We start from the raw sequence: 26,735 nt of genomic DNA on the forward strand, positions 1-26,735 counted from the left end.
AGGACTGTAAATAATGAACAATCCAGTAAAGTTTCATAACGTAACAAAAAAATATAAAATGCATAGTAAAAATGCCGATAGGTTAAAAGACATGCTATATCCAGGTGGCTTCGGAGAAGATTTTTATGCTTTACAAAATATCACATTTGAAGCAAATCGAGGAGATGTAATTGGTCTAATTGGTGTAAATGGGTCTGGAAAATCGACACTTTCTAATTTAATTGCTGGTATCACAATGCAAACTGGAGGTAAGGTTACAACAAATGGCCAAGTTTCATTAATTGCAATCGCAGCTGGGCTCAATAATCAATTAACAGGTCGCGAAAATATTGAACTGAAATGTTTAATGCTTGGTTTCACAAAAGAAGAAATTAAGCAAATGACACCAGAAATTATCGATTTTGCAGATATTGGAGCATTTATCGATATGCCAGTAAAAAAATACTCCAGTGGTATGAAATCACGTCTTGGATTTGCAATCTCTGTTAGTATTAATCCGGACATCCTCGTAATTGACGAAGCGTTATCTGTTGGAGATCAGACATTTGCAGATAAATGCTTACAACGTATGAATGAATTTAAAGAACAAGGTAAAACGATATTCTTTGTGAGCCACTCCATAGGACAAGTAAAGCGTTTTTGTACAAAAGCATTGTGGCTTCAGTACGGTGAAATTCGAGGATTTGGTCCGATAGACGAAATTATGCCACAGTATGAAATGTTTTTAAAAGAATACAAGGCGATGAGCAAAGAAGAAAAACAACAATTTAAAGAAAAAGCAGAGCGAAAACAGGCGGGGAAGGACTTTGTAAAAGGGCAGAGCGATGGGACAACTGAAGCAGTATCTCCTCAGATAGAGTATATACCATTTCAGTACCAAAAACGTATGAAAAAGAAGAAGTTCTCGTTCAAATGGACTGGAATTATTCTTGCAGCGGTACTTTTGATAACAGCTGGTGGAATTACTTATAGCAAACGAGATCAGTGGTTTGCTTCTTCTCATAAACAAGAAGATAGTGTACAAGCAAAGCCAGAACAAAAGAAAGAAAACCCACTGCAAAAAATTGATATAAGATATATAACGGCTGCTAAAGCTAATATTCGTAGTGGACCATCTGTGGGCAGTTCTAATATTGAGAGGCTCGATTTCGGCCAACCTATTCTTGTAAAAGAAGTAAAACAAGATGAGAGCGGTGAAGGGAATTGGCTGAAGTTCATCCGTGCAGATGGAACGGAAGGTTGGGTGGGTGAATCAATTACAACGGCTGTTCCATTTGATCGATTGTTATCTTATGATGATATAAAGCTCAAGCTTGAACAATTTATTGAACAACCAGATATACTACAGCATGCGGCTACCGCATTTGGAAAAACAAAAGATCAAATGAATGAATTTCAAGGGCCAGCAATTGACGAAACAGTAGATGTTCATAAGACCATATACTATCGAAAGCTAGCGGTGGAATTAAACCCATCTGGAAAAGTGGTTTCTGTTATAATACAAAAACTATCTATCCCGGTAGAAACATTACTGCAAACGTTAGGAACACCACAAATTCAAAGTCAAGATAATAGTATCTATATTTACCGTACAAATAAATATGATTTCATATTTACGACATCAAATGGTATTTCTATAGAACAGATGAAGGTGATCTCGGCGGAAGAGATAGCTGAATAATAAAGAAAAGGCAAAAGGAGTATCCTTTTGCCTTTTTATATTCTACTTAATTTCAGAGAGGTTTTTTTATAACTGTTTCATTAATTTATCTGCCACTTTTTTAGAAAGCTGCTTTGTCATTTTAGGAACAAACGGTTTTATTGCGCCGTTAAAAACAAAGGCTCCTGTACCAGTTGTTCGTAATTCTAACTGACTCGTTACTTTTGTAGTAGAAGGAGAGATCGATTCAGCATGAAAAAAGCCACTACCAATTAATTTTTTAGTTGGAGAAGTCATCGTAAAGCTAATTTTATTAGGCATTTGCCATTCAATAATTTCAACATTGAGATTAACCTCTCGTTTAATAAATCCTAAATCACCGTGCAAACGCCAAGTTGAATGTTTGTCATCAATAATTTTATGTTTAACATAGCCAGTGACCAGTGGAGCCCAATTGTTTATATCACTAATAAATTTCCAAATTTGATCTGGTGAAGTATTTAACTCTATAGTATGTATACCTTTTGCCATTTTTGGATTCCTTTCTAAAAATAAAGGTATTTGAATAATTAGAATAAAATCATATATTCATTTTATTATAATATGGTTATGTAAATTATATTACAAGCGTTTTTTGCTTTTATTTTAATGATTTTTTATTAAAATTCATATTTCTAAATATCACATTTAAGAGAATGTGAGGAAAATAGAGAAATCCTGAGTAATATTGGGGAATTAATACGAAAAAGGTCGAAAATTAGGTTTTAATTTCTTATTTTTGTCATATATAATAAATCTTGAATACGACATTAAGGCTTAATATATTTGATATAATTTGCCTTTCCCTAACTTGGGTATACACTCTTTTCAACCTCCGTGTCAGAGATAATACATATTGAAAAGAGTGTATACATTTTTTTATTTTAGAAGGGAAATTCTAAAGTCTTTTTTATAATGACAAATGAGAGTTAAAATGGGATAATGATAGTATAACTTCCGGTGGTATGACCAATCTTGTTTAAGGAGAGAAGTGTATGCTAGATATTCAACAAATTAAAGAAATAATTCCTCATCGCTATCCATTTCTACTAGTGGATAAAGTTTTAGAAGTAGAAGAAGGAAAGCGTGCTATTGGGATAAAGAATGTTACAGCTAATGAAGAATTTTTTAATGGACATTTTCCAGATTATCCTGTAATGCCAGGTGTTTTAATTGTAGAGGCGTTAGCACAAGTTGGCGCTGTTGCCATGTTGAAGAAAGAAGAAAATCGTGGTCGCTTAGCATTCTTCGCAGGCATCGATAATTGCCGTTTTAAACGACAAGTCCGTCCAGGTGACCAACTTCGTTTAGAAGTTGAAATGACGCGTGTACGTGGAGCAATTGGGAAAGGTAAGGCGGTCGCAACTGTAAATAGTGAAATAGTTTGTGAAGCTGAGATTACATTTGCACTAGGTGATAAAAAAGAGTAAATGTAAAAAGGTGGTATTGTCAAAGAGACTTATTGCTCTTGGACTACCACCTTTTTGTTTATTTTAATTTAAAGCCTAAATTAGAATTAATCGTTGTATAGAATCTAAAGTTACGATTGGCATATTTTAATTGATTATCATTTAGTTTTGTAATGCTACATTTCATATAATCTTTATAGCGAAGGAATATTGCATAGCTTGCAGAAGGAAATTGATTTAAGACGTCAAGCCTAACCTCTATTTTCGCTTCCCCATGCTCATTTATATGAACTGGCACAGAGAATTCATTATCTATATCATGTCGGTCTCTAAAAATAACATCAGTAATTTCATTTATATAATCTCCATATACTAGGAATTCTGCTTTATATGTATCTTCATAGAATTGATCATATTTAAAAACAGCAAGCATGGGGACACGAATATGTTTCAATTTTCCTTTTAGGATAGAAACCATGTACGGTAAGTTGTCTTGAATCACGTATTTTTTAATTTTTTCTTGTTTATCCCATTTAAATAAGGTAGCGATATCTTCATACTGTTCTTTCAGGAATAACTGATAAGCAACTTTATTTATTGGATGGAAGAAATTTTGTGAAAAATTATATCGTAAATCTTTTGTTGTTTCTAGTACTTTATTAAATGTATCAATATATGCTTGTTTATCTTTACTTCTAAAGAAATGATAGCGATTAAAGAGTCTTGTAATGGAGTCAAATTCATAAAGACGATTCAAAATTATTTTTTCTTCATTGATTGGTAAGTTTTTTTGAATCACATATTTAATAACAGCAATGTTACTATCCATTTTTTGAATGACATCTGTTTGTGTTGTTAAAGAATTGTTATTTTCATCTAGACGATTTACGTAATAGATTGTTTTTGAAGTTGTAGAAATTGATTTTGAATGGATAAGTATATCTATGAAAAACTGTTTGTCTTCTGCAAATTTCATTTCAGGGTATTTGATGTTATTTTCTTTAATAACACTGGCTCTCATTAAACGAGCGCATGGCCCTAAATGCTGGAACATATTCGGGATTGAAAATGGTGAAACACTTCTTCGCTCTTTACAAGATTGATGTTCACCGACAATACTAAAGCCATCAGACTCGATCTTAATAGTTTTACCAACAACATAATCATCTTTCGTTTCTTCTAATATGTTATATAAAGTTTCTAGTCCATCGACTTCAAGATAATCATCTGAATCTAAGAAGGTAATATATTCAGAAGTAGATAGTTCGATTCCTAAATTACGAGGAACCGCAGGAGTCCCTGTATTCTCGGCAAGATATACAACAATTATATTTTTGTATTTATTTGCATATTTCAATAATATATTTCTAGATGAATCTGTTGAAGCATCATCTACAAGGATATATTGGATATTATCGAAGCCAATGCTTTGATTTATGACCGATTCAATTGTTTTTTTTAAGTCCTTTTCTGCATTGTATACAGGTGTTATAACTGTAAGTTTATTTTTATAAGAAAGTGCATGTGAGTTCTTAATGTAGTAGCCTTTTTCATTATATACAATTTTTATTTGTTCGTTTGTCTTTTTATTAGCTACTTCTAAGTCATGGATGTTTGACATTCGTGTAACACCAACCTTTTTATAATATACTAAATATCATAACATAATTTGCGAAGTGTTTTGGGATAGGAGAGGTAACATAGGTTGATTTAAGGTGTGAATAAATATTAGAATGAAGAAGAAAAGAATAAAGGTATGTCGATACTTAAGTCCCTTTATTTTTAAACAAATGCTGGATTAAAGAATATAGGGGATTTGAAAAAATTAATTGAAGTTTGAAAAAAGATATTAAAATATTTAAGGAGAAAGTTAATATTTGCAATAATAAAGATATTGTAAACGTCTTTTGTAAATATGCATATTAATTAATGATTTATTTATCAATAGTACTAATAACGATGCATTCTCAATGTTATGGGAGATGAAAAAATTAGATTTGTAATTTTAACCAAAAATTTTCTCGACCATTCTTGCTATGCTAATGTAAGTTTTGTAATATATTAAATAATTGTTGAATATTAAAGTACATGAAATGTGGGAACAGTATATAACATGCTGTTTAGCAAAATAATGATTTGAATTTTAGGTAGATACGAAAGATGGTATATCATTATATGATTTTTATGGTAGAATCTTATTTCATATTTAATAGACTTGGAATTTTATGATAGAAAAATCTATGCATGGTGATGAAAGAAAGAGGGTTGCATAATGAAAAAGAAAATTTTATTTTGGGTACTCGGTATTCTTGGGGTACTAATAATAGGCGGAGGCATTTATGCCTATAATGTATATTCTTCTGTATCTAATACATTAAAGGAAGTTCATCAACCTTTAAAACGTGATCAAAACAACAATAAAGTTGAAGAAAAAGTTAGCAAGAGTGAACCAGTGTCAATTTTATTACTAGGGGCAGATGAGCGCGGTAATGATAAAGGGCGTTCAGACTCTTTAATGGTGATTACATTAAATCCTAAAAATAACTCTATGAAAACAGTAAGTATTCCTCGTGATACGTATACAGAAATTGTTGGAAAAGGCAAAAGCGATAAAATCAATCATGCTTATGCATTCGGCGGAGTAGATATGTCTGTAGCGACCGTAGAAAACTTCTTGAATGTTCCTATTAATTATTATATTGAAGTGAACATGGAAGGCTTTAAAGATATCGTTGATGCAGTCGGTGGGGTAGATGTAAATAATGATTTGGAGTTCTCTCTAGAAGGGAAGCATTTCCAAAAAGGGAATATTCATTTAACAGGTGACCAAGCTCTAGCATACACACGTATGCGTAAAGAAGACCCACGTGGTGACTTTGGACGTCAAATGCGTCAGCGTCAAGTAATGCAGGCTGTTATTAAGAAGGGTGCAAGCTTCTCTTCTTTAACAGGTTATGGAGATGTATTAGCAGCAATTCAAAAGAATGTGAAGACAAACTTAACGCAAGATCAAATGTTTGATATGCAAAAGAATTATAAAGATTGCTTGAAAAATAGTGAGGATATCCAAATCCCAGGTGACGGTCACAAGGCTGCTGATGGTATTTGGTACTACTATGTTCCAGATGCAGCAAAACAAGATTTAACAAATAAATTAAGAGCACATCTTGAAGTGACGAAGTAATAGGTAATGACCCAACTTCTTTAGACAGAATTCGGTTTCCCAAGTGCTAAAGGACACGAAGTTTGGGCACAATATGTAACGGATTATTTCGTTGCTAAGTAATAAAGGTACACAAAAGGTATACGAGCAATCGTATACCTTTTATAATAAGAGAGTGAGTAAGAAATCCTAATATATGTAGGAGGAAGACAATGAACTCAATTCTAATCTGCGGCGGAGCTGGTTATATTGGTTCTCACGCTGTGAAAAAATTAGTAGACGAAGGTTTATCTGTAGTAGTAGTAGATAACTTACAAACTGGTCATGAGGATGCAATTACAGAAGGTGCGAAGTTTTATAATGGAGACCTTCGTGATAAAGCATTTTTAAGAGATGTTTTTACACAAGAAAATATTGAGGCAGTTATGCACTTTGCAGCTGATTCTTTAGTTGGAGTTAGTATGGAGAAGCCTCTTCAATATTATAATAATAATGTGTACGGTGCACTTTGTTTATTAGAGGTAATGGATGAGTTTAAGGCAGATAAGTTTATTTTCTCTTCTACTGCGGCGACGTATGGTGAGGTAGATGTAGACCTTATTACTGAGGAAACGATGACAAATCCAACGAATACATATGGAGAAACGAAGTTAGCAATCGAGAAGATGCTTCATTGGTATAGCCAAGCTTCTAATTTACGTTATAAGACTTTCAGATACTTTAACGTGGCTGGTGCAACTCCAAATGGTATTATTGGGGAAGATCACCGTCCAGAGACGCATTTAATTCCTCTTGTATTGCAAGTGGCATTGGGTCAACGTGAGAAGATTATGATGTTTGGTGATGACTATAATACACCAGATGGTACTTGTATCCGTGATTATATTCATGTTGAAGATTTAGTGGCAGCTCACTTCTTAGGGCTTAAAGACCTACAGAACGGCGGAGAGAGTGATTTCTATAACTTAGGAAATGGTAATGGTTTCAGCGTAAAAGAAATCGTTGATGCAGTTCGTGAAGTTACAAATCATGAAATTCCTGCTGAAGTAGCACCGCGCCGTGCGGGAGATCCAGCACGTTTAGTTGCTTCCTCTCAGAAAGCGAAAGAGAAGTTAGGTTGGGATCCTCAGTATGTAAATGTGAAAACAATCATTGAGCATGCTTGGAATTGGCATCAGAAGCAACCTAATGGGTATGCTAAATAAAATATAATAAGTGAAAGAGAGGGGATTGTCGTTCAACATATGTTCGACAATCCCCTCTCTTTTTTTATAAGATTTTTGCTATACTAAAATGTACTTATAATACAGGGTGGAAGGAGGAGAATGATGAAAATACTTGTAGTTGATGATGAATCGAGTATTCGTAATTTGATTCGGATGCAGCTTGAGATGGAAGGGTATGAAGTGCTCACGGCGGCTGATGGAAGAGAAGCTATAGAGAAATGGAATGAAGGACCGGATGTATTGATTTTGGATGTTATGCTTCCAGATACAGATGGGTATGAGTTGCTTCGTTTGTTCCGTGAGAAGAATAGGGATATTCCAGTGCTCATGTTAACTGCGAAGAGTCAGATGAATGATAAATTGCTTGGCTTGCAGCTTGGTGCAGATGATTATGTGACGAAGCCATTTAATTATGCGGAGCTTATTCTTCGGGTTAAGAATATGACGCGGCGTGTGAAGAAGACGGAGGTAACAGTAAGTCATGAAGTGATTGGGGCGGGGGAGATAACGATTTGTCCTAAGGAAAGAAAAGTGCATGTTAGTGGAGAGGAAATTCAGTTAACGTACCGAGAGTTTAATTTATGTCAGTTGTTTGTTTCCAATCCGCAGCGTGTATTTATGAGAGATGAGTTACTTGAGAAAGTATGGGGATTTGAGTATATCGGAAATACGAGAGCGGTTGATATTATGGTGCAAAGGCTGCGGAAGAAGTTAGGGAATAGCGGGGAATATATTAAGACAATTTATGGCGTCGGCTATAAACTGGATTGTTAAGTGGTGATGGTATGTCTTTAAAAAGAAATATGGTGTTTGGAATAGTTGGACTGTTAATCCCGATTTTTGTTCTTTTGTACGCAGTTGTTTATATTACGTTAGAAAAGAATATGTATCATAACGCGGCAAATTCTTTAGAAAAGTTAAGTGTAGAAGCACAAATTTATACGATGAATTATTTAGAGAAGGAAGCAGAGGTCGAGACGCTCGGTCCAAATTCGCTTTTAATTGCTTCGTATTTAGCGAAGCGCATGGATGTACGTGTACAGATGATCGGGAAGAATGGAGATGTTGTGGCGGATACGCAAAAAGGAGCACTTCTTCATCGAAATATCGATATTGCGAGTTCTTTGAAGGGGAAGAAATCGTATGTTTTTGAAGAGGGAGATCCAGCTCCAATTCTTTTGTTTTCAAGCCCAGTGTATTATGGAAACGATGTCATTGGAAGTGTTCGTTTTATAAATGAGTTAACGGGTGAGAAGGAAGTTTTAACAAATGTCGGTTGGACGTTTTTAATGACGTCTCTTTGCCTCGTAGCTACGGGTATTTTCTTTGCAATTCGTTTGGCGAAGTCTCTGCATAAGCCGATTGATCAGTTAAGACAAATGGCAAAGCGGCTTGCGAATGGGGATTATAAAAGCAAGATTGAGCTAAATGAATATGTGGAAATTGCTCAGCTTTCATCATCTTTTAATGCGATGGCCGATGGAATTGAATTGCATATTAAGCAATTGAAAGAGGAGAAAGAGAAGCAGAAAGATTTCTTAGACCGTATTACGCATGAGCTAAAAACGCCGCTAACTGCGATTATTGGCTATGTGGATTTAATTCCGAAGTTAAAGGCGAAGGAAGATGTACAGGAGAGCCTGCGTTATGTAGCTGTAGAGAGTGAGCGTTTATTATCACTTGTGGAAGAATTACTTAAGTCTTCAAAGTACGGGACGAGTACGTTTGAAGTGTCACCTACAGTTGTGAACATAAAGGAATTAGCAGAAGAAGCAGTTTCAATTGTGAAACCTCGCCTGCAGAAATTTGAGATTGAAGTGATAAATGAGTTAACAGATGTACATGTTGTTGCGGATTTTGATAAGACGAAACAAATCTTCTTAAACGTGCTTGATAATGCGATAAAATATAGCGATGCTACGCAAATTCGTATGAATGTAATTGTAAATGAACGTGAGGCGAAGGTTTTTGTTCATGATGATGGCATTGGTATAGATGAAGGGGTGCTTGCAGAGTGGAATGAATCGCCAGAAGGGAAGGTACTTCCTTCTAGTTACGGGAATGGTTACGGTTTGTATATTTGTCAGGAGATTATGAATAAGCAGGGCGGAAGTATGCGAATTGAGAGTAGTGAAGAGGTAGGAACTACAATATTTATTACATTTTTGCTTCCGAGACGGATGGAAGACATAAAAAACTTGAAAGCGGTTAAATGATACATTTATGAAACAATTATGCGGTATTTTCGAAACAACGTTTTTTTATCTTGGAGGTAGGCAGAAATGAAAAGGCTATCATTTCAAATTCTTATGTTTGTCCTTTGTATAATCGTTTCTCTTATTTTGTTTTATGTGATGGAGAAGCAAATATACAATCGAATCACAATAGTGAATGACAAACAAACTGTTTTACAAAGAGTGAATGAATCCCTGCCTACTGAAATGAAGGTTAGGCATGAAAAGTGGGGAGAAATTGTTATAACGGATGAAGTTCGTTTGCATACCATTGTTTCATTCTTTGACCGAATTCAAATAGAACCGAGAGAAGCTAAGAGTCAAGAACAAGTATTTACTGGAGAAGTAACGTACTTGAACGGACATAAACGTACTTTTGCAGTAGGTGACTTGTTCCAGTACGGGGCTGATATGTACGGAAAGAATGGTACGGACCCAATGATTTCAGCATTTCAAACGTATTTGTTAAGCCTGTATTACACGCCAGAACGTATTAGTGATTTTTTTGCGTCAGCGCAGGATGTCATAGTGCGCCAAGGTGATGTAGAACGTGCGATGAATCTTACGCACATACTTGATTCGATTCGGTACGCAAAGCAAATTACAGATTACGGAGAAATACAGAAATTATTACAATCACAGAATGAACCGATTGCTTATATTACTGCTTATAAAACAGGAAAGCGTATAAAGAATGAGCGAGAAGACATTCTTACTATTTCTGTATATCCATCGTACTTTGTTGTGCAATATCTTGGTGATAATAATGGGAATGTCATGTATATGAAAAGCTCCCTCGCAAATTTATTTGTAAAGGAGAATGTGTCATGAGAAAGATAGCCTTTTTCTTCTTTTTGCTAGTAATTGGAGGAGCGATGTCTAGTTGCTCTCGAGATACAACCTCTATTAAATATAATAAAAATGGTCTCCCTATTTTGGAGAATCGTCATCTTGTTGCGTATGTAGCAGCTCGTGAGGAAGTGGGTGAAGCTTTGCTTTCATCATTTTGTAAACCGCGCGGCTGTACGTATGAATTTATTCGTCTTTCGACAGAAGAGCTTCTTCGGAGGGTAGAAGAGGAAGCTGGAAATCCGAAAGCGGATATTATTATTGGCGGTACGGTAGATGCGCATCAAATGATGAAACAAAAAAATCTATCTATTCCTGTTACGAGTCAGCATGCGAATCGTATTTCAAAAACTGTTAAAGATAAAGACGGTTATTGGTACGGTTATGAAGTGGAGAAACTGGCAATTGCGATCAATAAAGAGCGGTGGAATGAAGAAATAGCACCGCTCGGACTTCCTTATCCATCAAGGTGGAAAGATTTATTAAATCCAGTATATAAGGGAAAGATTGTGATGCCAGATCCAAATGTATCAGGAACAGCATATACGTTTTTTCAATCACTTATTGATACTGTAGGTGAAGAGGAAGCAAAAGCATATGTGAAGAGTCTCGCAGGGCAAGTTGGTGAAGTAACGGTAAATGGTTACATGCCAGTAGAACTAGTTGCGAGTGGTGAGTATATGGTAGGCATCAATTTCATGGGAGATCAGAGAATGCTTCAAAAACAAGGCTTTCCAATTGTAAGTATTGTACCTGAGCAAACAGGGTTATCTGTTAATGCGATTTCGAAACTAAAACGTGCACCGAATGGTATTATTGCGGATTTATTTATTGATTATTGTTTATCAGAAGAAGCGGGTCACATTTTAGAAAAGGTTTCGTTTGGCGTACCAACAATGTTTGCGAAGAACGAGAAAGAAATTGAAGGACAGCCGGTTAGAAGAACAAACAAAAATATATCAAATAGTGGAATAATCGAGATATGGAATAGACAGCGTCTCTCTCAGAAGTGAGAAAAGGAGACGAAAATATATGTTTAAATGGCTTAAGCCAGCACCTGCAATTGAGAGATTGCCAGCGGATATGATCGACCGTGTATATCGATTACTACGTATCCGTGTATTGATGGGAATTTCAGTTGGGTATGCTGCTTATTATTTAGTTCGTAGTAACTTTACGTTATCTAGTACGTATTTAGTACAAGAATATGGGTTTAGTACAGCTGAAATTGGACTACTAGGTTCAATCATGGCAATTGTTTATGGATTTAGTAAGTTCTTTATGGGGAATTTGTCAGATAAAGCTTTCGCCCAGCGCTTTATCGCAGTCGGTTTATTCTTATCAGGGCTTGTAAATATTTGTTTCGGTTTTGCATCGTCATTTGGAATGATTGTTACATTACTTGTTCTAAATGGTATTGTACAAGGTATGGGAGCACCACCTTGTAGTATCGTTATGACGAAATGGTTCTCAAAGAAAGAACGTGGTACGAAAACAGGTATTTGGAATATTTCACATAACGTTGGCGGAATGCTTGTGCCACCACTTGTTGGAATTGGTGTAGCTATTTTTGGTGAAAATCATTGGCAAGGCGGCGTATTTATTTTCCCAGCGATTATCGCAATGGTAATTTCAGTTCTTGTCTGGATTAATGCGAAGGATACACCAGAATCAGAAGGTCTTCCTCCAATTGATGAGTATCGTAATGACTATGAGAATCTTGAAAAAGCAGATCATGCTAACAAGATGTCACCAAAAGAAATTTTAATGAAATATGTAGTGAAAAATAAATTTGTTTGGTTCTTATGTATTGCGAATGCATTTGTTTATTTAATTCGCTTCGGTGTTATTAACTGGGTTCCACTTTATTTAACGACAGTTAAAGGTTTCTCAAAAAATGAAGCACACGCGGCGTACGCAATTTTTGAAGGTATGGCAATTCCAAGTTCATTAATCGTTGGTCTTTTAAGTGATAAATTATTTAAAGGAAAACGTATGCCATTATGTATCATTAGTATGGTCGGAGTTGTTATTGGTACGTTTGTATATTGGCAAGCAACTAGCATACTTGTTGTAAGTATTGCAGTTTCTATTATCGGTTGTTTAATTTATGTACCACAGTTCTTAATCGGTTTAAGTGCGATGGAATTAGTACCGAAATTTGCAGTAGGTACGACAGTTGGTATGTGTGGTCTGTTCGGTTATGTAGGTGGAAGTCTTGTAGCAAACGCAGCAATCGGTGTTATTGTTGATCGTTCTGGCTGGGACGGCTGCTTCATCTTACTATTAACAGGTGCAATTTTATCAACAATCTTCTTGTTCATCGTTCAACGTGGACATGAGAGAAACGCTCCTAAAGCTGCATAATATTTTGTTCGAAAAGCTATCCAATTATCATGTTGGATGGCTTTTCTTATATTAATATAATCTTTCCTTAAATCTATCTTAAAAGACAATATGTCATATTTCTAATCATTGGAATTTTTGTTACAATATAAATGGATGTGTAAAACTTTGTAAAAATAATGTAATAATATGTAATCTGTTTTCAGAAAGTTTTATACAATTTTTATATTAAACTATTAAGTTATAAAGGGAGCGAGAAAATGATACCAAATACGGTTCGTACTCCAAACAAGAAGAAGAAGTGGATTATTATCGGGGTTATTGCACTAATTGTTATTGTAGCAGCAGTTAATATTTTTATTATGCAAGGCAAGAAGAAAGGAGCATCAACATCTGCTGATGCTGTGAGCTTTGAGAAGGTAACGGAGCGAAAGCTTAATAATACGAAATTAATTTCTGGTCAGGTGAAGCCTGGGAATATTGAAAGTTTTTATGCAGATCCAACTAAAGGAAAAGTGAAAGATATTGAGGTAAAAGAAGGACAAGAGGTTGAGAAAGGTGCGAAGTTATTCTCTTATGATAATGAAGAGATTAATTTGCAAATGAAGCAAGCTGAGCTTGATCAGAAGATGGCGGATATGCGTTATGATCAAGGGAAGAAGAAGATTGATTCGTTGAAAAAAGAAATTAAGAAGGCAAAGGATAGCGGAGCTGGGAAAGAAGTAACGGATCCGATGGACGAGCAAGTAAGTGAGTTAGAGATGGCGCAAAAGACAACGGATCTTGAGAAAGAAAAAGGGAAGTTGCAGAAAGAAGAATTAAGTAAAAAGCAGAAAGAGCTTACGATTTATAGTAATTTTACTGGTGTCGTTCAAAAGTTAGATAAAGATGCGGCGCAAAGTTCATCTCAAGCGTTAGGTGGTCAAGGGAAAGCATTTTTACAAGTGGCGTCTAAAGATCCATTCCAAGTGCAAGGGACGTTAACTGAGCTTCAGAAGTCACAAATTCAACCAGATCAAACATTTACTGTTACTGCGAAAGCAAATAGTAAGAAGAAGTGGACTGGTAAGATTACAGAAGTAAGTGAATTCCCAACGAGTACAGAGATGGCTCAAGCAGGCGGTATGGGGGAAGCGACTCAAAATATGTCCCAATATACATATAAAGCAAGTCTTGATAGTCAAGATGGTTTATCTCCAGGTTATCACGTTTCTCTGCAAGTAAATTTAGAGAATAAGACGATGATTGCTGTTCCGACTAAGAGTATTGTAGAAAAAGCTGATGATGCATTTGTTTATGTTGAGGATAAAGGAAAGCTTCGTAAACAAAATGTGAAAAAAGGTTCTACTGATGGAGACTGGACAGAAATTACTGAAGGCGTAACAGTGGGGCAAAAGGTGGTTAAAAATCCTTCCGACGATGTGTATGACGGAATGGAAGTGAAAGAGAAATGATTACGTTAAATAATATTGCTAAAACGTATTATCAAGGAAAATTGGCAGTGCCGATCTTACATGATATTAGTTTAACGATTCAAAGTGGTGAGTTCGTTTCGATTATGGGACCGTCTGGTTCTGGTAAATCAACGCTTATGAACATTATCGGTTGTTTAGATCGTCCAACAGAAGGCGAATATATGCTGAATGATGTGAATATCTTAACAGCAGATGAGTCAAAGCTTGCTTTAATTCGTAATGAATATATTGGCTTTGTGTTTCAGCACTTTAATTTGCTGCCGCGTCTTTCAGCAGTAGAAAATGTTGAACTTCCGCTCGTATACGGTGGCGTGAAGAAAGCAGAGCGTCGTCAAAGGGCTCTAGAAGCGCTTGGTAAAGTCGGTTTGTCAGATAGGGTTCATCATCTGCCGAATGAATTATCAGGTGGACAGAAGCAGCGTGTAGCGATTGCAAGGTCGATTGCGAATAACCCAACGTTCATTATGGCCGATGAGCCAACTGGTGCGCTTGATACGAAGTCTGGTGAGCAAGTTATGAATATTTTCACGAAGCTAAATGCAGAAGGTACAACGATTGTTATGGTTACGCATGAAGAGGAAGTAGCAGCGTATTCTTCCCGCCGCATTGTACTGCGAGATGGAAAAATTACAGAAGATAGAAGGTGTGCGGTATGAGTTTACTAGATAGTATAAAAATTGCCCTATCTTCTATTTTAGCTCATAAACTGCGTTCAGCTCTTACGATGCTCGGTATTATTATCGGTGTTGGTTCTATTATTACTGTCGTTGCAATTGGGCAAGGCGGGGAAGCGATGCTGAAGTCGAAATTCGCAGGCTCTGGTGGTAATAACCTGATGCCAATTCAATTTAAAGCAGATATTAATGATGAGTTTGCTATGGGCGGATTTCAAATACCGAAGTTAACGGAAGAGGATATTTTGGAAGTAAAACAAGTGAAAGATGTTTCACACGTTATTACGACAAACCAGAATTCAGAGGTGCTTGATGTAAATGATAAAAAAGCAAATCTGAATGTTATTGGGCTTGATAATGAATATTTTGCGGTTAATAAAGTAAAGGTTGTAAAGGGACGTACTTTAAGTGAATCAGATATTACTCATGCAAATAATGTTGTGATGGTTAGTACAAAGACAGAGGAAACATTATTTAAGGATGTAAACCCAGTTGGACAAATTATTGAGATGAAGGGACAGCCAATGCAAATTATTGGTGTGTATAAATCTGATAATGAGTTTATGGGATTTGAAATGGAAGAAGCGTTAATCCCTCTTACGTTATGGCCTGTTTTATACGGAACAGATGATATTCAAAATATCGCAATTCAAGCTAAAAATGTAGATGACCTAGAAGCAGCAGGAAAAAAAGCTGTTGATGTATTAAATAGTCGTAAGCCAAGTGAAATTCCAGGTAAATATGAACTGGTGAACTTAAAAGAATTCCAAGAAAATGTTTCTAAAGTCACAGGCATCATGACAATGATCATCGGCGGTATCGCTGGTATTTCACTAGTCGTTGGTGGTATTGGTGTTATGAATATTATGCTCGTATCTGTAACAGAGCGTACGCGCGAAATTGGGATACGTAAAGCGCTTGGGGCAACACGTAGTAAAATTTTATTACAGTTTTTAATTGAAGCAGTTATGTTAACACTTCTAGGTGGTTTGATCGGAATTGGTCTTGGATATGGCGGGGCCTATATCGTTTCCACATTTGCAAAATGGCCACCACTCGTTTCATGGGAAGTTGTCGTTGGAGGCGTACTGTTCTCTATGACACTTGGTATTATTTTTGGATTAATTCCAGCGAATAAGGCTGCGAAATTAGATCCAATTGAAGCATTACGTTATGAATAATTAATAGTGTAGTAGAACTACACATTACCGTTCTAGTGGGCGGTTCGTAGCCTCATATGAGGAAGTGAACCGCCCGTTAGAACGGGTTATATAAATAGAAGGAGGCGTTATAATGGAAGCGAATATTAATACGCAAAAAGCTGGTGGAGAGAAGCCATCATTGTTTGGAATGATTACTTCTCCTGGTTTACAGTTTGAGAGAATGAAGACGACTGAGAAAGTTTGGGGTATGTTCTTCATAGTGGCACTATTACAAGGACTTGTAGGTGGTTTAAATTCGTATATTACGTATACATCACCTGAGATGATTGAAATGCAAAAGAAATTAGGTGGTGCACTTGCAGAACAGGGCTCGATTGTATCAAGTGTAATTTCTAGTACGATATGGGGAATAGTAGGTGTTATGATCGCAACATTCGTTGTTGCAGCTATTTATAAAGTGTTTATGATGTTTTACGGGAATGATACTTCTTATAAAAAAATAGTAATGATTATTGTATACGCGGATATTGTTGTTGTTATTGGTGGACTTATTAATGGTGTTATAGCTTTAATTTTAGGTGCTGGACCAACTGCGTATACAAGTTTAGGACCACTATTCGATCAAGGTTCACTTGGATATGGAATTGGTAATACAATTGAATTGTTCTATTTATGGAATTTAATTTTAATTTGGTTAGGATTACAAGTTACAGCAGGATTAAGTAAAGTGAAAGCAGCTATTCCAATTATCGTTTTATTCATTATTAAGGCGGTATTCTTAGCTGCGATTGTTGTATTGATGGCAAAGTTTTTACCAGGTTTGCCGGTATAATATGATTGGACTAAAAGGTGGCTCTCCCGAGAGTCACCTTTTTTATTTTTACCCTTATTTCAAATACGACCAACAGAATTTCAAATTCTACTGTGTGTAATTTCAAATTTTGGCGGTAGTATTTGAAATTACTCACAGTGAAATCGCTTCTTTATTTTTATATTGTGGAGGTACCGGCGGAATAACAAAGAGGTATACCTTTTAGAAGTGGGTACTGTTTGAAACCAGAAACTTTTAAAGAGGCGGTTGTTTTGTATGAAGGAATGATTGTAAATCAAATTAAGAAGTTGGGTATTTACCAAGATCATGAAGAGTATTATCAATGTGGTTTAATTGGTCTTTGGTATGCGTATGAAAGATTTGATGCGGAGAAAGGAAGTTTCCCAGCATATGCAGTTGTAACTGTGCGGGGGTATATATTAGAAAGGTTGAAGAAAGAGTTTGCAGTGCAAGAAAAGTGTGTATGTGTAGGAGAGTATGAGGATATCTTCCACTTTGAAGATATTGAAATGAAAGCGAAGGATTTTATGAGTGTATTAGATGAGAAGGAGAAGTACATTATTTTTGAACGATTTTTTGTAGGGAAAACGATGGGAGAAATCGCTAGTGAGATGGAAATGACTTATTATCAAGTGAGGTGGATGTATCGGCAAGCACTTGAGAAAATGCGAAATAGCTTAAGAGGATAAATATTATCATAAGAATGGAAGGCAAGGGATATTGCTTTCCATTCTACTTATTATGTTAAGGTAGTAAATGTAGTAAGAGGTTTTTAAATTGTAGTGAATCTTGCATGTTCATACGTGATAATACGTATCCAGCTTTTAATAATTGTTGTTTTAACCTATGAGGACTGATATGTATTGTTGTAGTAGTACCATTTGAAAAATGAATATTAGCTTTTTTACTCTTTTTGAAAAACTCTATGTCATCTATATGGTTATAAAACAGCCATATACAGTTTGGAGAAGAAGGAGATTCTGTCGGGAAAGCACAAATATATTCTCGATGATTAATTGGAATTGGGACATTTTGTTTGAAATGAAAGTTTGTTTGGACTGCTTTACGTCTGCCTTGATAAGTAGAGTGAACATTGGTTAGACAAGATTTCTTGATGAGCTGGAGAGCAGTTTGACAGGAGTAGAGATGGTTCCCGCTACTTTCGATTATTTTTGTTTGATAATAAGGGTGCTTGTAAGGCTCTAACATCATTGTAGAATTAGAAATAAAAATATCATTTTCATTGTTCATAACTTCGAGTCCTCCCCTATGAAATGTCGTTATAAATATCATTATATACGAATTAAGTAAAACAATTGTTAATCTTTTGTTTTGTATTGTAAATTTTGGCTATTCGTTTACAATCAATAGATGTTAGTCTTTCTAATTTGCATCGCTTGTACATATATATGAAAATAGAAAAGAGTAGGCGGTGAGATAGTATGAAGAAAAGGTATATTATTATGGCTCTAGTTGTTGTTCTTCTAGTATATTTAGCAAATAGTAATCCGAGTAAAGGTGAATATACGGACTGGGCAGCGAAGCAGTTTATGAAACGTAATGATGTAAGTAAGAAGCTAGACGAAGTTCAAAAAGAGAATGAAGAGGGTCTCCTTGGCGATCTAGCATCAGCTGGTAAGAAGTTGGCGAAAAAATATGTTGAGCCACAAGTTGGGTTGTTAATCGATCATTATACGAAGCGAGATGATTATATATTCTTCTCAACATATAAGACTGAGTTTGATATAGGCGAAGAGCACTATAAATATGTATGCGTCGGTTTTTCAAAAATCTTTATTCCGATTGAAATGCCGAAGAAAAAAGACGAATCTGCAAAATGATGCAGATTCGTCTTTTTCATTTATAGAGTAATGGGAACTTCAGATACATTCCTTCCTACAAGACGGGCTCCTTTTTTTCGAGTATTATCATTAATTGATGAAAATACAGATGAGGCAAGGATGGTATCCATTACTTGATTTACGACTTGTGCATCAACGGGTGTGATAGGTTTTTCGATGGAAAAAACAACTGTTTTTCCATCTTCTTTTGCGAAAATTAATTCTAGTACTTGCATATGTTATTTCCTCCTTTTTATTTATCCCGCTATATGCGGGCATCGTGATTGGTGTTGGCTAATAATCAGCGGGGGATGAAAACCCCACTGATTAAAGTTTCACTTTATAGGTTAGAAAGATCTGATGTGCTAACAAGTTGTATAGCGTGAAGCGGTGATGCTTGTACAGAAGCAAGAGCACGTGCTACGTTTTGTACTTGCTCTAAGTTTGCGTTTGTTTTCACACGCTTAAATTGTTTGTTCTTGAAAACTGGTTTTCCGTTCTTATCTAATCCACTGTTTAAGACAAGACGTAAAGTTAAGTCCATTACGATTGTTTCGACTGCCATGTTTATCACCCCCTTTCACTTTATAAATAGGGCATGAATGTCATGTTTTGGCGTGAAATTTATTCTTTTTTTTGGTACGCTTAAAAGACTAAGAGAGGGGTTTCGGAAGAATGAATCGTAAATGGTTATTTTGGATTCCTGTTTTACTATGGATGGGGTTGATTTTCTATTCCTCGGCACAACCATATAAAAAGCAGGATATGCGTTCGGATATTGAACAATATGTAAATGTTGAGTTTGTGAAAGAGCATTTCTCATGGGTATCTATCGATTATGGTGGTGGTACACCTGTTAGCATTGCAAACAAAGGTGTAGGCGGATTTGTTGAGTTTTTCCTTCGTAAAGGTGCTCATTTTATGGTGTTCTTTATGCTCGGTTCATTGACGTATTATGCTTTTCATCGATCAGGTTATTCGAGAAAGCGGTGTTTTATATACGCCCTTCTTTTCGTCGCGGGATATGCAACATTTGATGAAATTCATCAATGGTTTACAGGAGACCGTACACCGATGTGGCAAGATTCATTACTGGATACGTGCGGCGGATTAACAGGAATTATAATAAGCAATTGGTTTTGGAATAGAAAAAGGAGCTAATCTTTTGAGATTAGCTCCTTTTGTTTATCCCGCTATTCGCCGGGCAGTAAGACCCCCACCTCAAAATTCAGCGAAAGCACAGAGGTTAGGTAGGGGACAACTGCCCATAAAAGCCCGATTGGTGAGGGCTGATAATCAGTGGGGGCTGAACAAACCCCCCACTGATTAAAGTTTCACTTTATACACCAAGCAATTCTTTTAGTTCATCTGTAGATAGTTCGGTCATCCAACTATCGGTTGTAATGACGGCGTTATTTAATGATTGTTTTCTTTCTAACATTTCATCAATTTTTTCTTCGAGTGTCCCCGTTGTAATAAGCTTATGAACGTGAACGAAGCGTTTTTGACCAATGCGATATGCACGGTCTGTTGCTTGATTTTCTACAGCTGGATTCCACCAACGGTCGTAGTGAATGACATGGTTGGCAGCGGTTAAGTTTAAGCCAGTTCCACCTGCTTTTAACGATAAGATGAAAATGTCATACGTTCCGTTTTGGAACTGCTCGATCATTTTGTCTCGTTCTTTCTTCGGTACACTACCGTTTAAGAAGAGAACGCGCTGACCGAAATGTTCTTCTAACACATCTTTTAGCATGTTCCCCATACCGATGTATTGTGTGAAGATTAAACAACTTTCATTTTGATCTTTTATATTTTCAATGAGTTCCATTAGCGTACTCGTTTTCATGGAACGTTCGATGATGTCTTTTGGTTCTGTTTCTTTTAAATAAAGAGCAGGGTGATTACAAATTTGTTTGAGCTTGTTCAGCATGAGTAATATAAATCCACGTCTTTCAATCCCACTTAATCCTTCTACATTTTGCAATGTATCTTGAACAAGTTGTTCATATAAGGAAGCTTGTTCGCCAGTAAGTGGACAGTAAGCTTTCTGTTCTTGTTTATCTGGTAAGTTTAATGCGACGGTTTGATCTTTCTTCGTTCGGCGCAGTAAAAACGGCGAGATAAAACGTTGAACTTGTTGGATTTTTCCTTCGTCACGGTCTTTTTCAATTGGTGAGACGAAGCGTCGCTGGAATTGTCCTAAGCTGCCGAGATATCCATGATTAATGAAGTCGAAAATAGACCAAAGTTCGGCAAGTCGGTTTTCCATCGGTGTACCAGTTAAAGCGATTTTGTGATTTGCTGGCAAGTTTCGTACTGCTTTTGACTGTTTTGTATGTGGGTTTTTAATATTTTGTGCTTCATCCAAAATAACAGCATCCCAGCATAACGTACTAAGTTCTTCTTCATCAAGCTGAGCTAATGCATAAGATGTTAATATAACATCTGCTGATTGAAGGAAGTCTTTAAATGATTCGCCTTTCGCTCGGTTGCTTCCATAATGTAACTGAACACGTAAATTTGGTGCGAAACGCTCAAATTCTTTTTGCCAATTTCCAAGAACAGATGTCGGTGCCACGATTAAAGCAGGGCCTGTTTGGAGATTGTTCTCTTTTATATATAGTAAGTAAGTGATCGTTTGAATACTTTTTCCAAGTCCCATGTCGTCAGCTAATAATGCTCCGAATCCAAGCTTTCTTAAATATAATAACCACTCAATGCCATGTTGTTGATATGGACGGAGTGTTGCGTTTAGTGCAGAAGGGACATCTACTTTTGGAATTTCTCCAATGTGCAATAGTTTTTGGAATAGCTCTTCATAATATCCATCTAGTTCGATTTCAATATCGGTAAATGGACTATCTTCTTCTACAATTTCTGCCTCAGCAGTGTTTGATAAATGTTGCTGAAGGACATCTTTCATTTCGAGTCCATATTTATCGGCACGGTTCATGAGCTTTCGTACTTCTTCAATAAAGGCTGGATCCAGTCTCATCCATTGACCATTTATATTGAATAACCGTTTGTTTTGTTCAACGAGTTCGAAAAATTCGCTTTCGGATAAATCAATGCCGTTCGTTGAAATGCGCCAGTCAAAATTAACGAGCGTATTCATGCCAAAGAAAGATTGTGTTTGCGTAGCATTTTGCTTCAGCTGTACACGTAATTTTGGTTTTGTTGCTTTTAAATTTTGCCACCATGATGGTAGTAAAATCGTAATACCTGCGGCGAGTAATTCGTTACTTGCTTCCGTTAAGAAGTTCCACGCTTCTGTTTCAAAGAGTTCACTTCGGAACATCTCGTCTTCTTTTAACCACGGTACGAGCTTACTGAAGCCTTCTTGTGTTTCAAGAATACGCTCTTCATAATCGTGCCATCGTTTTGGTAAAGAATTGATACTTTCATATACATATATGCGATGTGCTCCGCGCTTTGGTGTAACAATTGTTTCAAGCTTCCACATCTCAAATTCTTCTTGCGGCTCTTGTAGCCGTAGTCCGATTGTAAAGGGAAGGTCATCTTCAATGTAACCAATTTTGCGAAGCCAATCTTCTTCATGTAGTGCTGCATCCAATTGTCTTTTCGTAAAGTCGTAATGTTCATAAAGTCTCTTGGCATCTTCCCATCCATCATTTGAACGGTTATCTTGTAATATGCTTTCATTTACCGCAGTCGAGAAAAGAGATGCCAATGTGTCATCTTCGATTGGGGTATTTTGAACTTTCCAAGATGGTTGCTGAGACCAACGCTCCATATCAGGTACGAAGCTACCACTGATGAAGGCATCCCATAATTCGTTCGCATCTTCCGTAAGTGCTGTAATAGGGCCATTTATTTGAATATGGGCAAAGGAGTTCATCGGTTTATTAGCGATGTATTCAAATGCTTGTGCGTTTGTTAGCATAACACCTTGTTTTCCTTCAAAGGTAGCTTCTTTTAGAAACGTGCCGTAGAAGGAAGTGGAGTGCCATGTAAATGCATTTCGTTTCCAACTTGTTACGGATAATGGATTACCGCTGTCATCTTCTCCCCAAAGGAACCAACCTTGACTAACGTGCTGGAGCCTAATTGTTACTTCAGTTTGATTGATCATCGATTAATTTTCCTTTCCGTAATTCCTCTTGTAGTGCACGCAGGCGTGAATGTAAGTTTGCGATATGAATAATGAAAGCATCCCATTCATCAGTACGCTTTAGTCGTTTATATAATGTACGTAATTTCTTTAAGTAACGAACTGCACGTCTATATGATTTACGATTTCGCTCTTCAATGGCCTCGGTAGCAGCAAGGTGATAAAGAGGAAGGGCCGCTTCTGGTGCTTCCTTTTCAATATCTTTCAGAGGCTCTTTCAAAAGTTCAATGGCTTCAAATCCATGTAGGAGCTGAAGTTCTGCCCATGTACGATATTGCTTTTTCGCGAGTACGTATTGCTCATAGTTTGCGAAACTATATGGTAATAGCTCTTGTAAAATCATTTCGAGTCCGGCTTGTTCATTTGTATGGGTTGCATACGTTTCATACATGATGACAAACAAGCGAACGATATCTTTTATGAAAATTGTATTTTCGTGCTCATGTATCGTTTTCTTCACTTGCTTATACGTAAAGGAAAGCCAGTTTTTCGCACGATCCCACTGCATTGTATTTAATAGCTCTTCTAACCAATAGAAGTATAGACTTACAACAGAAGCAGGCTGTTTCTTTAGTAAGTCCATCACTAATAGGTCTTCGTCATTTAAAAAGAGTAGATGAGAAGATGCTAATGCTTTGGAAAGTGGATTAATTTTCGTATCGATTCGCTTTTCTTCTTCTTGTAGTTGCTCTTTCTTGTGTAAGAGTTCACTCCATATGTGACGATAAATAAAAAATCTCTCTTGTGTATAGGCGTCGGTGGAGAAGAAGACTTCGTGAACGAGACGAGCTGTTTCTTGCAAAATTGCTTCAGACTCTGAAGGAATCGCTTCTGATTGTAAGTCCCGAACGATGGATTCCACTTTATCTACAAATAAGCGAACGACGTTAACAGGCTGGTGATAAGAATACGTTTTATTTGCTTCGAAGTCCTGAATCTCTTCTAGTAATTTTTGAAAGCAATAAAGCGCTGCGTGTAGCCTGAACAACTCATGTATCGCAACAATGCGCGGAGCTTTCCGCTCGAGTTTCGTATAGAAGTCCGTAAAAATACTCATAAGAAAATACATTTGTTTATAAGTAAGCCGAGCTTGTTCTTTTTTAAATGATTCATATTCGTTATCAAAATATGATTGCCAACTTTTATAATCCGTTTCTTCAAAAGCTGATGATTGCAATACTTGTCTTGCAGTTCGAATAGGAGGAAGGGAAGGTTTCGTATTATTTTTAAATAAAGTTAATACATCTCCTACTTGCCCGAAACTAGATGCTGCAGATAGTAACACAGCGAGCATATGCTCACATTGTGTTGGTGCGAAGCAATCGCAATAGCTTTCAGCGACGTTACGAATCGGGATATGGACGCTATATACGCTGCCTGTAGCATCTACAGTTCCTGATAGCGTATAACCATCAAAGTCAACGTTGTAGACAAAACCACTACGATATAGGTGCCGAGCTGTAGCGACATGTTCCTGATCAGCTGTTTGCTGTGGATCTAGTCCTTGAACGAACTCATTCGCAATCATCATAATTTCATCTTTCGTAATTGAGTGTTGCAGCATAATATTCCTCCGTACACATATTTCTTTCCTTTACCATTATAAACAAAAAATGCTCAAAACAGAAAAAATGAAATTGGGATTATTGTATTGTAACCGTGAATGGAGATGGAAAGGTGTTGTTCCATATTTTTGAACGGCATCTTTTTGTAGTTTATATCTCGTGTTCAAGAAGGGAAAACAAAAAGGATATCACTTAGCCGAAAAAAGCAGCTAGGTGATATCCTTTTTTACAATTATGAGCGCGTTTCCTTTAGTATCGCTTGCACATATGGGTCATGTAATATTTGTTCTACGATTGGTAACATATTTTGTTCGAATGGAATGTCGATAGGAAATGGCTTTTGTGATCCGGGTTTGATTCCATATTGGACAATTTTGTAATGAGTATTTTCTTCAGAGCTGAGTACAATTAATTTATATCGATTGTCATCGCCAGCGAGTGAAAAGTCAATGGAAGTAGCGTCGTATGTTACTTCATCTTTATATATATACGGTTTTGGTGTACCGATCCAGTCTACTTTTGCTTGTACATTCATGGATATAACCTCCTTATAGATATTATAAAAAAATAAAAGCCAGCTCTCAACAAAGAGAACTGGCTTTAGCAGTCATTGGTTATTTTAAAATTTTCACTTTAACAGTTTTGCGTCCCCATTTTTGAGCAGCGCTATCTGATCCAAGTAGGATGTCGATACGGTTACCTTTAATTGCACCGCCAGTATCTCCAGCGATAGCTTCTCCGTAACCTTCCACCCATACTTTAGATCCTAATGGAATTACTTTCGGGTCAACAGCGATCATTTTCATGTTTGGGTTCGCTGTTAAGTCATGACCCATTGCAGTTAATACACGGCCACCGTATGTGCCACCGTTTTCGCTCGGATGAGCTGTATATGCTGTAGCTACAACTGTTAACTCACGACCACCAGAAGGTGTGCTAGTTTCAGCAGCTTTCACAGCAGGCTTAGCAGCTGGTTTTGCTTGTGCTGCAGGTGCTTGCGCTTTAGCTGGTGCTACAGTTTTAGCAGGAGCAGGTTGTTCTTGTTTCTCGATAACAGGTGCTGTACCTGTTAAGAAAGGAACGTGAACATAAGCTGTTTTCCCGTTATATTCAAATTGTAACCACTCATTTTGTACTTGGTTCGTTGTTTCGATCATATCGTCTTTCTTTAGCGTTCCAAGAACTTCTGAGTCTGTGTTCGCTTCAGCACGTACGTTTAATACGTTAGCTGTTACGTAGTAGATGCTTTTTGTAAACTCTGTACTTACGAATGCGTCTTTACCATCTAAAGTGATTTTTGACCATCCGTTCTCTGTATTTTGAACATCTATTTTATTCCCGTTTAGTAATTTACCGACAACTTTTGATTCCGTAGTAGGGTTTTCGCGTACATTTAGTACGTCTGTTGTTACAACAGTTTCTGCATTAGCAGATGATGTGAAAATCCCAAGACCAAAAACTGCTGCTGTTGCTATTCCAATTAATTTTTTCATGATAGCCTCCATTGCGTTTGTTTTCGTGTCCTCATTATAGCAACAGATTTTTTCTGATTTCGGGAAAACACACAATTACAAACCATTCGTAATCAGTCGTTAACATCCTGTAATATAACAAAAAATATAGGAAAGCGTTTTTCATTCTATGTGATTAGTAGGTTTCTACTTATATTCAAAATATTTAATACAACATATATTTTTCGGTGTAAATAAAAATATTACAAGATTGTTACATAATGTTTACTAAACGATTACATTCCTTGAGTATTTTACCGTTTTATGGGTAATATAGTTATATAAACATAAACATTTCGTTTGTGAAACTATAAACACGTGCTATATACTAGCAAAAAAACCGCATAATTGTTACAAACAGAAAGGGTTGCAAGGAAGAAAAATGCCCTTTTTTACATCTGTAACACATCCTTTTTTGGGAAAACACATTCCCATCCGCATTTTTCTCACACAATTTGACAGCAGTATTTCGATCTTGTAGCTCTTGCAGAGTAAAAAGATTATACGGAAGGTAAGGCTGTCCATAAGAATTCGAATTGGTGAAGGTGAAAGTAAGAAATCACCGTGAAATTATAGTTTTCTATCCGATTTTACATATCGGAATTTATGTTAT

At 36.4% G+C, this 26,735-nt stretch carries 25 protein-coding genes; 16 read left to right on the top strand and 9 right to left on the bottom strand.

Going from position 1 to position 26,735, the window contains the following annotated elements; translation table 11 throughout:
- Positions 1–13: 13 nt before the first annotated feature.
- Positions 14–1,681 (top strand): teichoic acids export ABC transporter ATP-binding subunit TagH, encoded by a 1,668-nt coding sequence (gene tagH, locus MR115_RS08260; protein ID WP_242240789.1) that lies wholly within the window; start codon positions 14–16, stop codon positions 1,679–1,681.
- Positions 1,682–1,747: 66 nt separating this feature from the next.
- On the opposite strand, the gene MR115_RS08265 is transcribed toward tagH, so the two are convergent.
- Positions 1,748–2,191: an SRPBCC family protein gene (locus MR115_RS08265; RefSeq protein WP_242240792.1), complete on the bottom strand. Its 444-nt coding sequence runs from the start codon at positions 2,189–2,191 to the stop codon at positions 1,748–1,750.
- Positions 2,192–2,694: 503 nt separating this feature from the next.
- Here MR115_RS08265 and fabZ point away from each other — a divergent pair.
- The gene (fabZ, locus tag MR115_RS08270) at positions 2,695–3,129 is read left to right on the top strand and encodes a 3-hydroxyacyl-ACP dehydratase FabZ (protein WP_242240794.1); all 435 of its coding nucleotides are present in this window, start codon (positions 2,695–2,697) and stop codon (positions 3,127–3,129) included.
- A 58-nt stretch (positions 3,130–3,187) separates the two neighbouring features.
- Here fabZ and MR115_RS08275 read toward each other — a convergent pair whose 3' ends face one another.
- Positions 3,188–4,729: a glycosyltransferase family 2 protein gene (locus MR115_RS08275; protein ID WP_242240796.1), complete on the bottom strand. Its 1,542-nt coding sequence runs from the start codon at positions 4,727–4,729 to the stop codon at positions 3,188–3,190.
- Between the two features lie 651 nt (positions 4,730–5,380).
- Here MR115_RS08275 and tagU point away from each other — a divergent pair.
- The 12 genes from tagU to MR115_RS08335 all read left to right on the top strand — a co-directional run bounded on the left by tagU (position 5,381) and on the right by MR115_RS08335 (position 17,759).
- Positions 5,381–6,292, top strand: coding sequence for a polyisoprenyl-teichoic acid--peptidoglycan teichoic acid transferase TagU (gene tagU, locus MR115_RS08280; RefSeq protein ID WP_242240798.1), 912 nt, complete (start codon positions 5,381–5,383; stop codon positions 6,290–6,292).
- 191 nt (positions 6,293–6,483) lie between these two features.
- Positions 6,484–7,476, top strand: coding sequence for a UDP-glucose 4-epimerase GalE (gene galE, locus MR115_RS08285; RefSeq protein ID WP_242240801.1), 993 nt, complete (start codon positions 6,484–6,486; stop codon positions 7,474–7,476).
- 123 nt (positions 7,477–7,599) lie between these two features.
- On the top strand, positions 7,600–8,271 hold the full coding sequence (locus tag MR115_RS08290) for a response regulator transcription factor (RefSeq protein ID WP_242240804.1): 672 nt from the start codon (positions 7,600–7,602) through the stop codon (positions 8,269–8,271).
- An 11-nt stretch (positions 8,272–8,282) separates the two neighbouring features.
- The gene (locus MR115_RS08295; protein ID WP_242240806.1) at positions 8,283–9,713 is read left to right on the top strand and encodes a sensor histidine kinase; all 1,431 of its coding nucleotides are present in this window, start codon (positions 8,283–8,285) and stop codon (positions 9,711–9,713) included.
- Positions 9,714–9,779: 66 nt separating this feature from the next.
- Positions 9,780–10,562 (top strand): DUF3919 family protein, encoded by a 783-nt coding sequence (locus tag MR115_RS08300; protein ID WP_098596680.1) that lies wholly within the window; start codon positions 9,780–9,782, stop codon positions 10,560–10,562.
- Complete coding sequence (locus MR115_RS08305) at positions 10,559–11,593, top strand: ABC transporter substrate-binding protein (protein ID WP_242240809.1); 1,035 nt, start codon at positions 10,559–10,561, stop codon at positions 11,591–11,593. The genes MR115_RS08300 and MR115_RS08305 overlap by 4 nt, the downstream gene beginning before the upstream one ends.
- A gap of 19 nt (positions 11,594–11,612) precedes the next feature.
- Entirely contained in the window at positions 11,613–12,947 is a 1,335-nt protein-coding gene (gene pgtP, locus MR115_RS08310) for an MFS transporter (RefSeq protein ID WP_061679382.1), read from the top strand.
- A 239-nt stretch (positions 12,948–13,186) separates the two neighbouring features.
- A complete protein-coding gene (locus MR115_RS08315; protein ID WP_242240811.1) occupies positions 13,187–14,380 on the top strand; it encodes an efflux RND transporter periplasmic adaptor subunit in 1,194 nt (397 codons plus the stop codon).
- The gene (locus MR115_RS08320; RefSeq protein ID WP_048542605.1) at positions 14,377–15,057 is read left to right on the top strand and encodes an ABC transporter ATP-binding protein; all 681 of its coding nucleotides are present in this window, start codon (positions 14,377–14,379) and stop codon (positions 15,055–15,057) included. Before MR115_RS08315 ends, MR115_RS08320 begins: the two co-directional genes overlap by 4 nt.
- A complete protein-coding gene (locus MR115_RS08325; protein WP_064460100.1) occupies positions 15,054–16,256 on the top strand; it encodes an ABC transporter permease in 1,203 nt (400 codons plus the stop codon). Before MR115_RS08320 ends, MR115_RS08325 begins: the two co-directional genes overlap by 4 nt.
- A 112-nt stretch (positions 16,257–16,368) precedes the next feature.
- The gene (gene yknW, locus MR115_RS08330; RefSeq protein WP_242240813.1) at positions 16,369–17,070 is read left to right on the top strand and encodes a YknW family membrane protein; all 702 of its coding nucleotides are present in this window, start codon (positions 16,369–16,371) and stop codon (positions 17,068–17,070) included.
- 218 nt (positions 17,071–17,288) lie between these two features.
- Positions 17,289–17,759, top strand: a complete 471-nt coding sequence (locus MR115_RS08335) for a sigma-70 family RNA polymerase sigma factor (RefSeq protein WP_242240815.1) — start codon at positions 17,289–17,291, stop codon at positions 17,757–17,759.
- Between the two features lie 55 nt (positions 17,760–17,814).
- Here the strand turns inward: MR115_RS08335 and MR115_RS08340 are convergent, their stop codons facing one another.
- Complete coding sequence (locus tag MR115_RS08340; RefSeq protein ID WP_088022288.1) at positions 17,815–18,321, bottom strand: competence protein ComK; 507 nt, start codon at positions 18,319–18,321, stop codon at positions 17,815–17,817.
- A 191-nt stretch (positions 18,322–18,512) separates the two neighbouring features.
- Between MR115_RS08340 and MR115_RS08345 the strand changes: the two genes are divergently transcribed.
- Positions 18,513–18,911: a DUF4359 domain-containing protein gene (locus MR115_RS08345; RefSeq protein ID WP_088022292.1), complete on the top strand. Its 399-nt coding sequence runs from the start codon at positions 18,513–18,515 to the stop codon at positions 18,909–18,911.
- A 20-nt stretch (positions 18,912–18,931) separates the two neighbouring features.
- Here MR115_RS08345 and MR115_RS08350 read toward each other — a convergent pair whose 3' ends face one another.
- Together MR115_RS08350 and MR115_RS08355 are read right to left on the bottom strand one after the other, a co-directional pair.
- Positions 18,932–19,147 carry a DUF2922 domain-containing protein gene (locus MR115_RS08350; protein ID WP_242240817.1) on the bottom strand — a complete coding sequence of 72 codons (216 nt, stop codon included), beginning with the start codon at positions 19,145–19,147 and terminating at the stop codon, positions 18,932–18,934.
- 104 nt (positions 19,148–19,251) lie between these two features.
- On the bottom strand, positions 19,252–19,476 hold the full coding sequence (locus MR115_RS08355; RefSeq protein WP_242240818.1) for a DUF1659 domain-containing protein: 225 nt from the start codon (positions 19,474–19,476) through the stop codon (positions 19,252–19,254).
- 110 nt (positions 19,477–19,586) lie between these two features.
- On the opposite strand from MR115_RS08355, the gene MR115_RS08360 reads away from it, so the two are divergent.
- Complete coding sequence (locus MR115_RS08360) at positions 19,587–20,072, top strand: VanZ family protein (protein ID WP_016136054.1); 486 nt, start codon at positions 19,587–19,589, stop codon at positions 20,070–20,072.
- Positions 20,073–20,250: 178 nt separating this feature from the next.
- On the opposite strand, the gene MR115_RS08365 is transcribed toward MR115_RS08360, so the two are convergent.
- From MR115_RS08365 to MR115_RS08380, 4 genes are all read right to left on the bottom strand, one after another.
- Entirely contained in the window at positions 20,251–23,007 is a 2,757-nt protein-coding gene (locus MR115_RS08365; protein ID WP_242240820.1) for a DEAD/DEAH box helicase, read from the bottom strand.
- Positions 22,991–24,610, bottom strand: coding sequence for an SWIM zinc finger family protein (locus MR115_RS08370; RefSeq protein WP_242240822.1), 1,620 nt, complete (start codon positions 24,608–24,610; stop codon positions 22,991–22,993). The genes MR115_RS08365 and MR115_RS08370 overlap by 17 nt, the downstream gene beginning before the upstream one ends.
- Positions 24,611–24,843: 233 nt before the next feature.
- Positions 24,844–25,146: a DUF3910 family protein gene (locus tag MR115_RS08375; protein ID WP_061679371.1), complete on the bottom strand. Its 303-nt coding sequence runs from the start codon at positions 25,144–25,146 to the stop codon at positions 24,844–24,846.
- Positions 25,147–25,225: 79 nt separating this feature from the next.
- A complete protein-coding gene (locus tag MR115_RS08380) occupies positions 25,226–26,104 on the bottom strand; it encodes a cell wall-binding protein EntA (RefSeq protein WP_242240825.1) in 879 nt (292 codons plus the stop codon).
- Positions 26,105–26,735: the final 631 nt, after the last annotated feature.

It is taken from the genome of Bacillus cereus group sp. BfR-BA-01309, from assembly GCF_022664315.1.
Classification (GTDB): Bacteria; Bacillota; Bacilli; order Bacillales; family Bacillaceae_G; genus Bacillus_A; species Bacillus_A mobilis.

What these genes read in the sequence shown, in the direction of transcription:
- tagH (WP_242240789.1), top strand. Translation starts at nt 14, where the DNA reads ATGAACAATCCAGTAAAGTTTCATAACGTAACAAAAAAATATAAAATG.
- MR115_RS08265 (WP_242240792.1), bottom strand. Translation starts at nt 2,191, where the DNA reads ATGGCAAAAGGTATACATACTATAGAGTTAAATACTTCACCAGATCAA.
- fabZ (WP_242240794.1), top strand. Translation starts at nt 2,695, where the DNA reads ATGCTAGATATTCAACAAATTAAAGAAATAATTCCTCATCGCTATCCA.
- MR115_RS08275 (WP_242240796.1), bottom strand. Translation starts at nt 4,729, where the DNA reads ATGTCAAACATCCATGACTTAGAAGTAGCTAATAAAAAGACAAACGAA.
- tagU (WP_242240798.1), top strand. Translation starts at nt 5,381, where the DNA reads ATGAAAAAGAAAATTTTATTTTGGGTACTCGGTATTCTTGGGGTACTA.
- galE (WP_242240801.1), top strand. Translation starts at nt 6,484, where the DNA reads ATGAACTCAATTCTAATCTGCGGCGGAGCTGGTTATATTGGTTCTCAC.
- MR115_RS08290 (WP_242240804.1), top strand. Translation starts at nt 7,600, where the DNA reads ATGAAAATACTTGTAGTTGATGATGAATCGAGTATTCGTAATTTGATT.
- MR115_RS08295 (WP_242240806.1), top strand. Translation starts at nt 8,283, where the DNA reads ATGTCTTTAAAAAGAAATATGGTGTTTGGAATAGTTGGACTGTTAATC.
- MR115_RS08300 (WP_098596680.1), top strand. Translation starts at nt 9,780, where the DNA reads ATGAAAAGGCTATCATTTCAAATTCTTATGTTTGTCCTTTGTATAATC.
- MR115_RS08305 (WP_242240809.1), top strand. Translation starts at nt 10,559, where the DNA reads ATGAGAAAGATAGCCTTTTTCTTCTTTTTGCTAGTAATTGGAGGAGCG.
- pgtP (WP_061679382.1), top strand. Translation starts at nt 11,613, where the DNA reads ATGTTTAAATGGCTTAAGCCAGCACCTGCAATTGAGAGATTGCCAGCG.
- MR115_RS08315 (WP_242240811.1), top strand. Translation starts at nt 13,187, where the DNA reads ATGATACCAAATACGGTTCGTACTCCAAACAAGAAGAAGAAGTGGATT.
- MR115_RS08320 (WP_048542605.1), top strand. Translation starts at nt 14,377, where the DNA reads ATGATTACGTTAAATAATATTGCTAAAACGTATTATCAAGGAAAATTG.
- MR115_RS08325 (WP_064460100.1), top strand. Translation starts at nt 15,054, where the DNA reads ATGAGTTTACTAGATAGTATAAAAATTGCCCTATCTTCTATTTTAGCT.
- yknW (WP_242240813.1), top strand. Translation starts at nt 16,369, where the DNA reads ATGGAAGCGAATATTAATACGCAAAAAGCTGGTGGAGAGAAGCCATCA.
- MR115_RS08340 (WP_088022288.1), bottom strand. Translation starts at nt 18,321, where the DNA reads ATGAACAATGAAAATGATATTTTTATTTCTAATTCTACAATGATGTTA.
- MR115_RS08345 (WP_088022292.1), top strand. Translation starts at nt 18,513, where the DNA reads ATGAAGAAAAGGTATATTATTATGGCTCTAGTTGTTGTTCTTCTAGTA.
- MR115_RS08350 (WP_242240817.1), bottom strand. Translation starts at nt 19,147, where the DNA reads ATGCAAGTACTAGAATTAATTTTCGCAAAAGAAGATGGAAAAACAGTT.
- MR115_RS08355 (WP_242240818.1), bottom strand. Translation starts at nt 19,476, where the DNA reads ATGGCAGTCGAAACAATCGTAATGGACTTAACTTTACGTCTTGTCTTA.
- MR115_RS08360 (WP_016136054.1), top strand. Translation starts at nt 19,587, where the DNA reads ATGAATCGTAAATGGTTATTTTGGATTCCTGTTTTACTATGGATGGGG.
- MR115_RS08365 (WP_242240820.1), bottom strand. Translation starts at nt 23,007, where the DNA reads ATGATCAATCAAACTGAAGTAACAATTAGGCTCCAGCACGTTAGTCAA.
- MR115_RS08370 (WP_242240822.1), bottom strand. Translation starts at nt 24,610, where the DNA reads ATGCTGCAACACTCAATTACGAAAGATGAAATTATGATGATTGCGAAT.
- MR115_RS08375 (WP_061679371.1), bottom strand. Translation starts at nt 25,146, where the DNA reads ATGAATGTACAAGCAAAAGTAGACTGGATCGGTACACCAAAACCGTAT.
- MR115_RS08380 (WP_242240825.1), bottom strand. Translation starts at nt 26,104, where the DNA reads ATGAAAAAATTAATTGGAATAGCAACAGCAGCAGTTTTTGGTCTTGGG.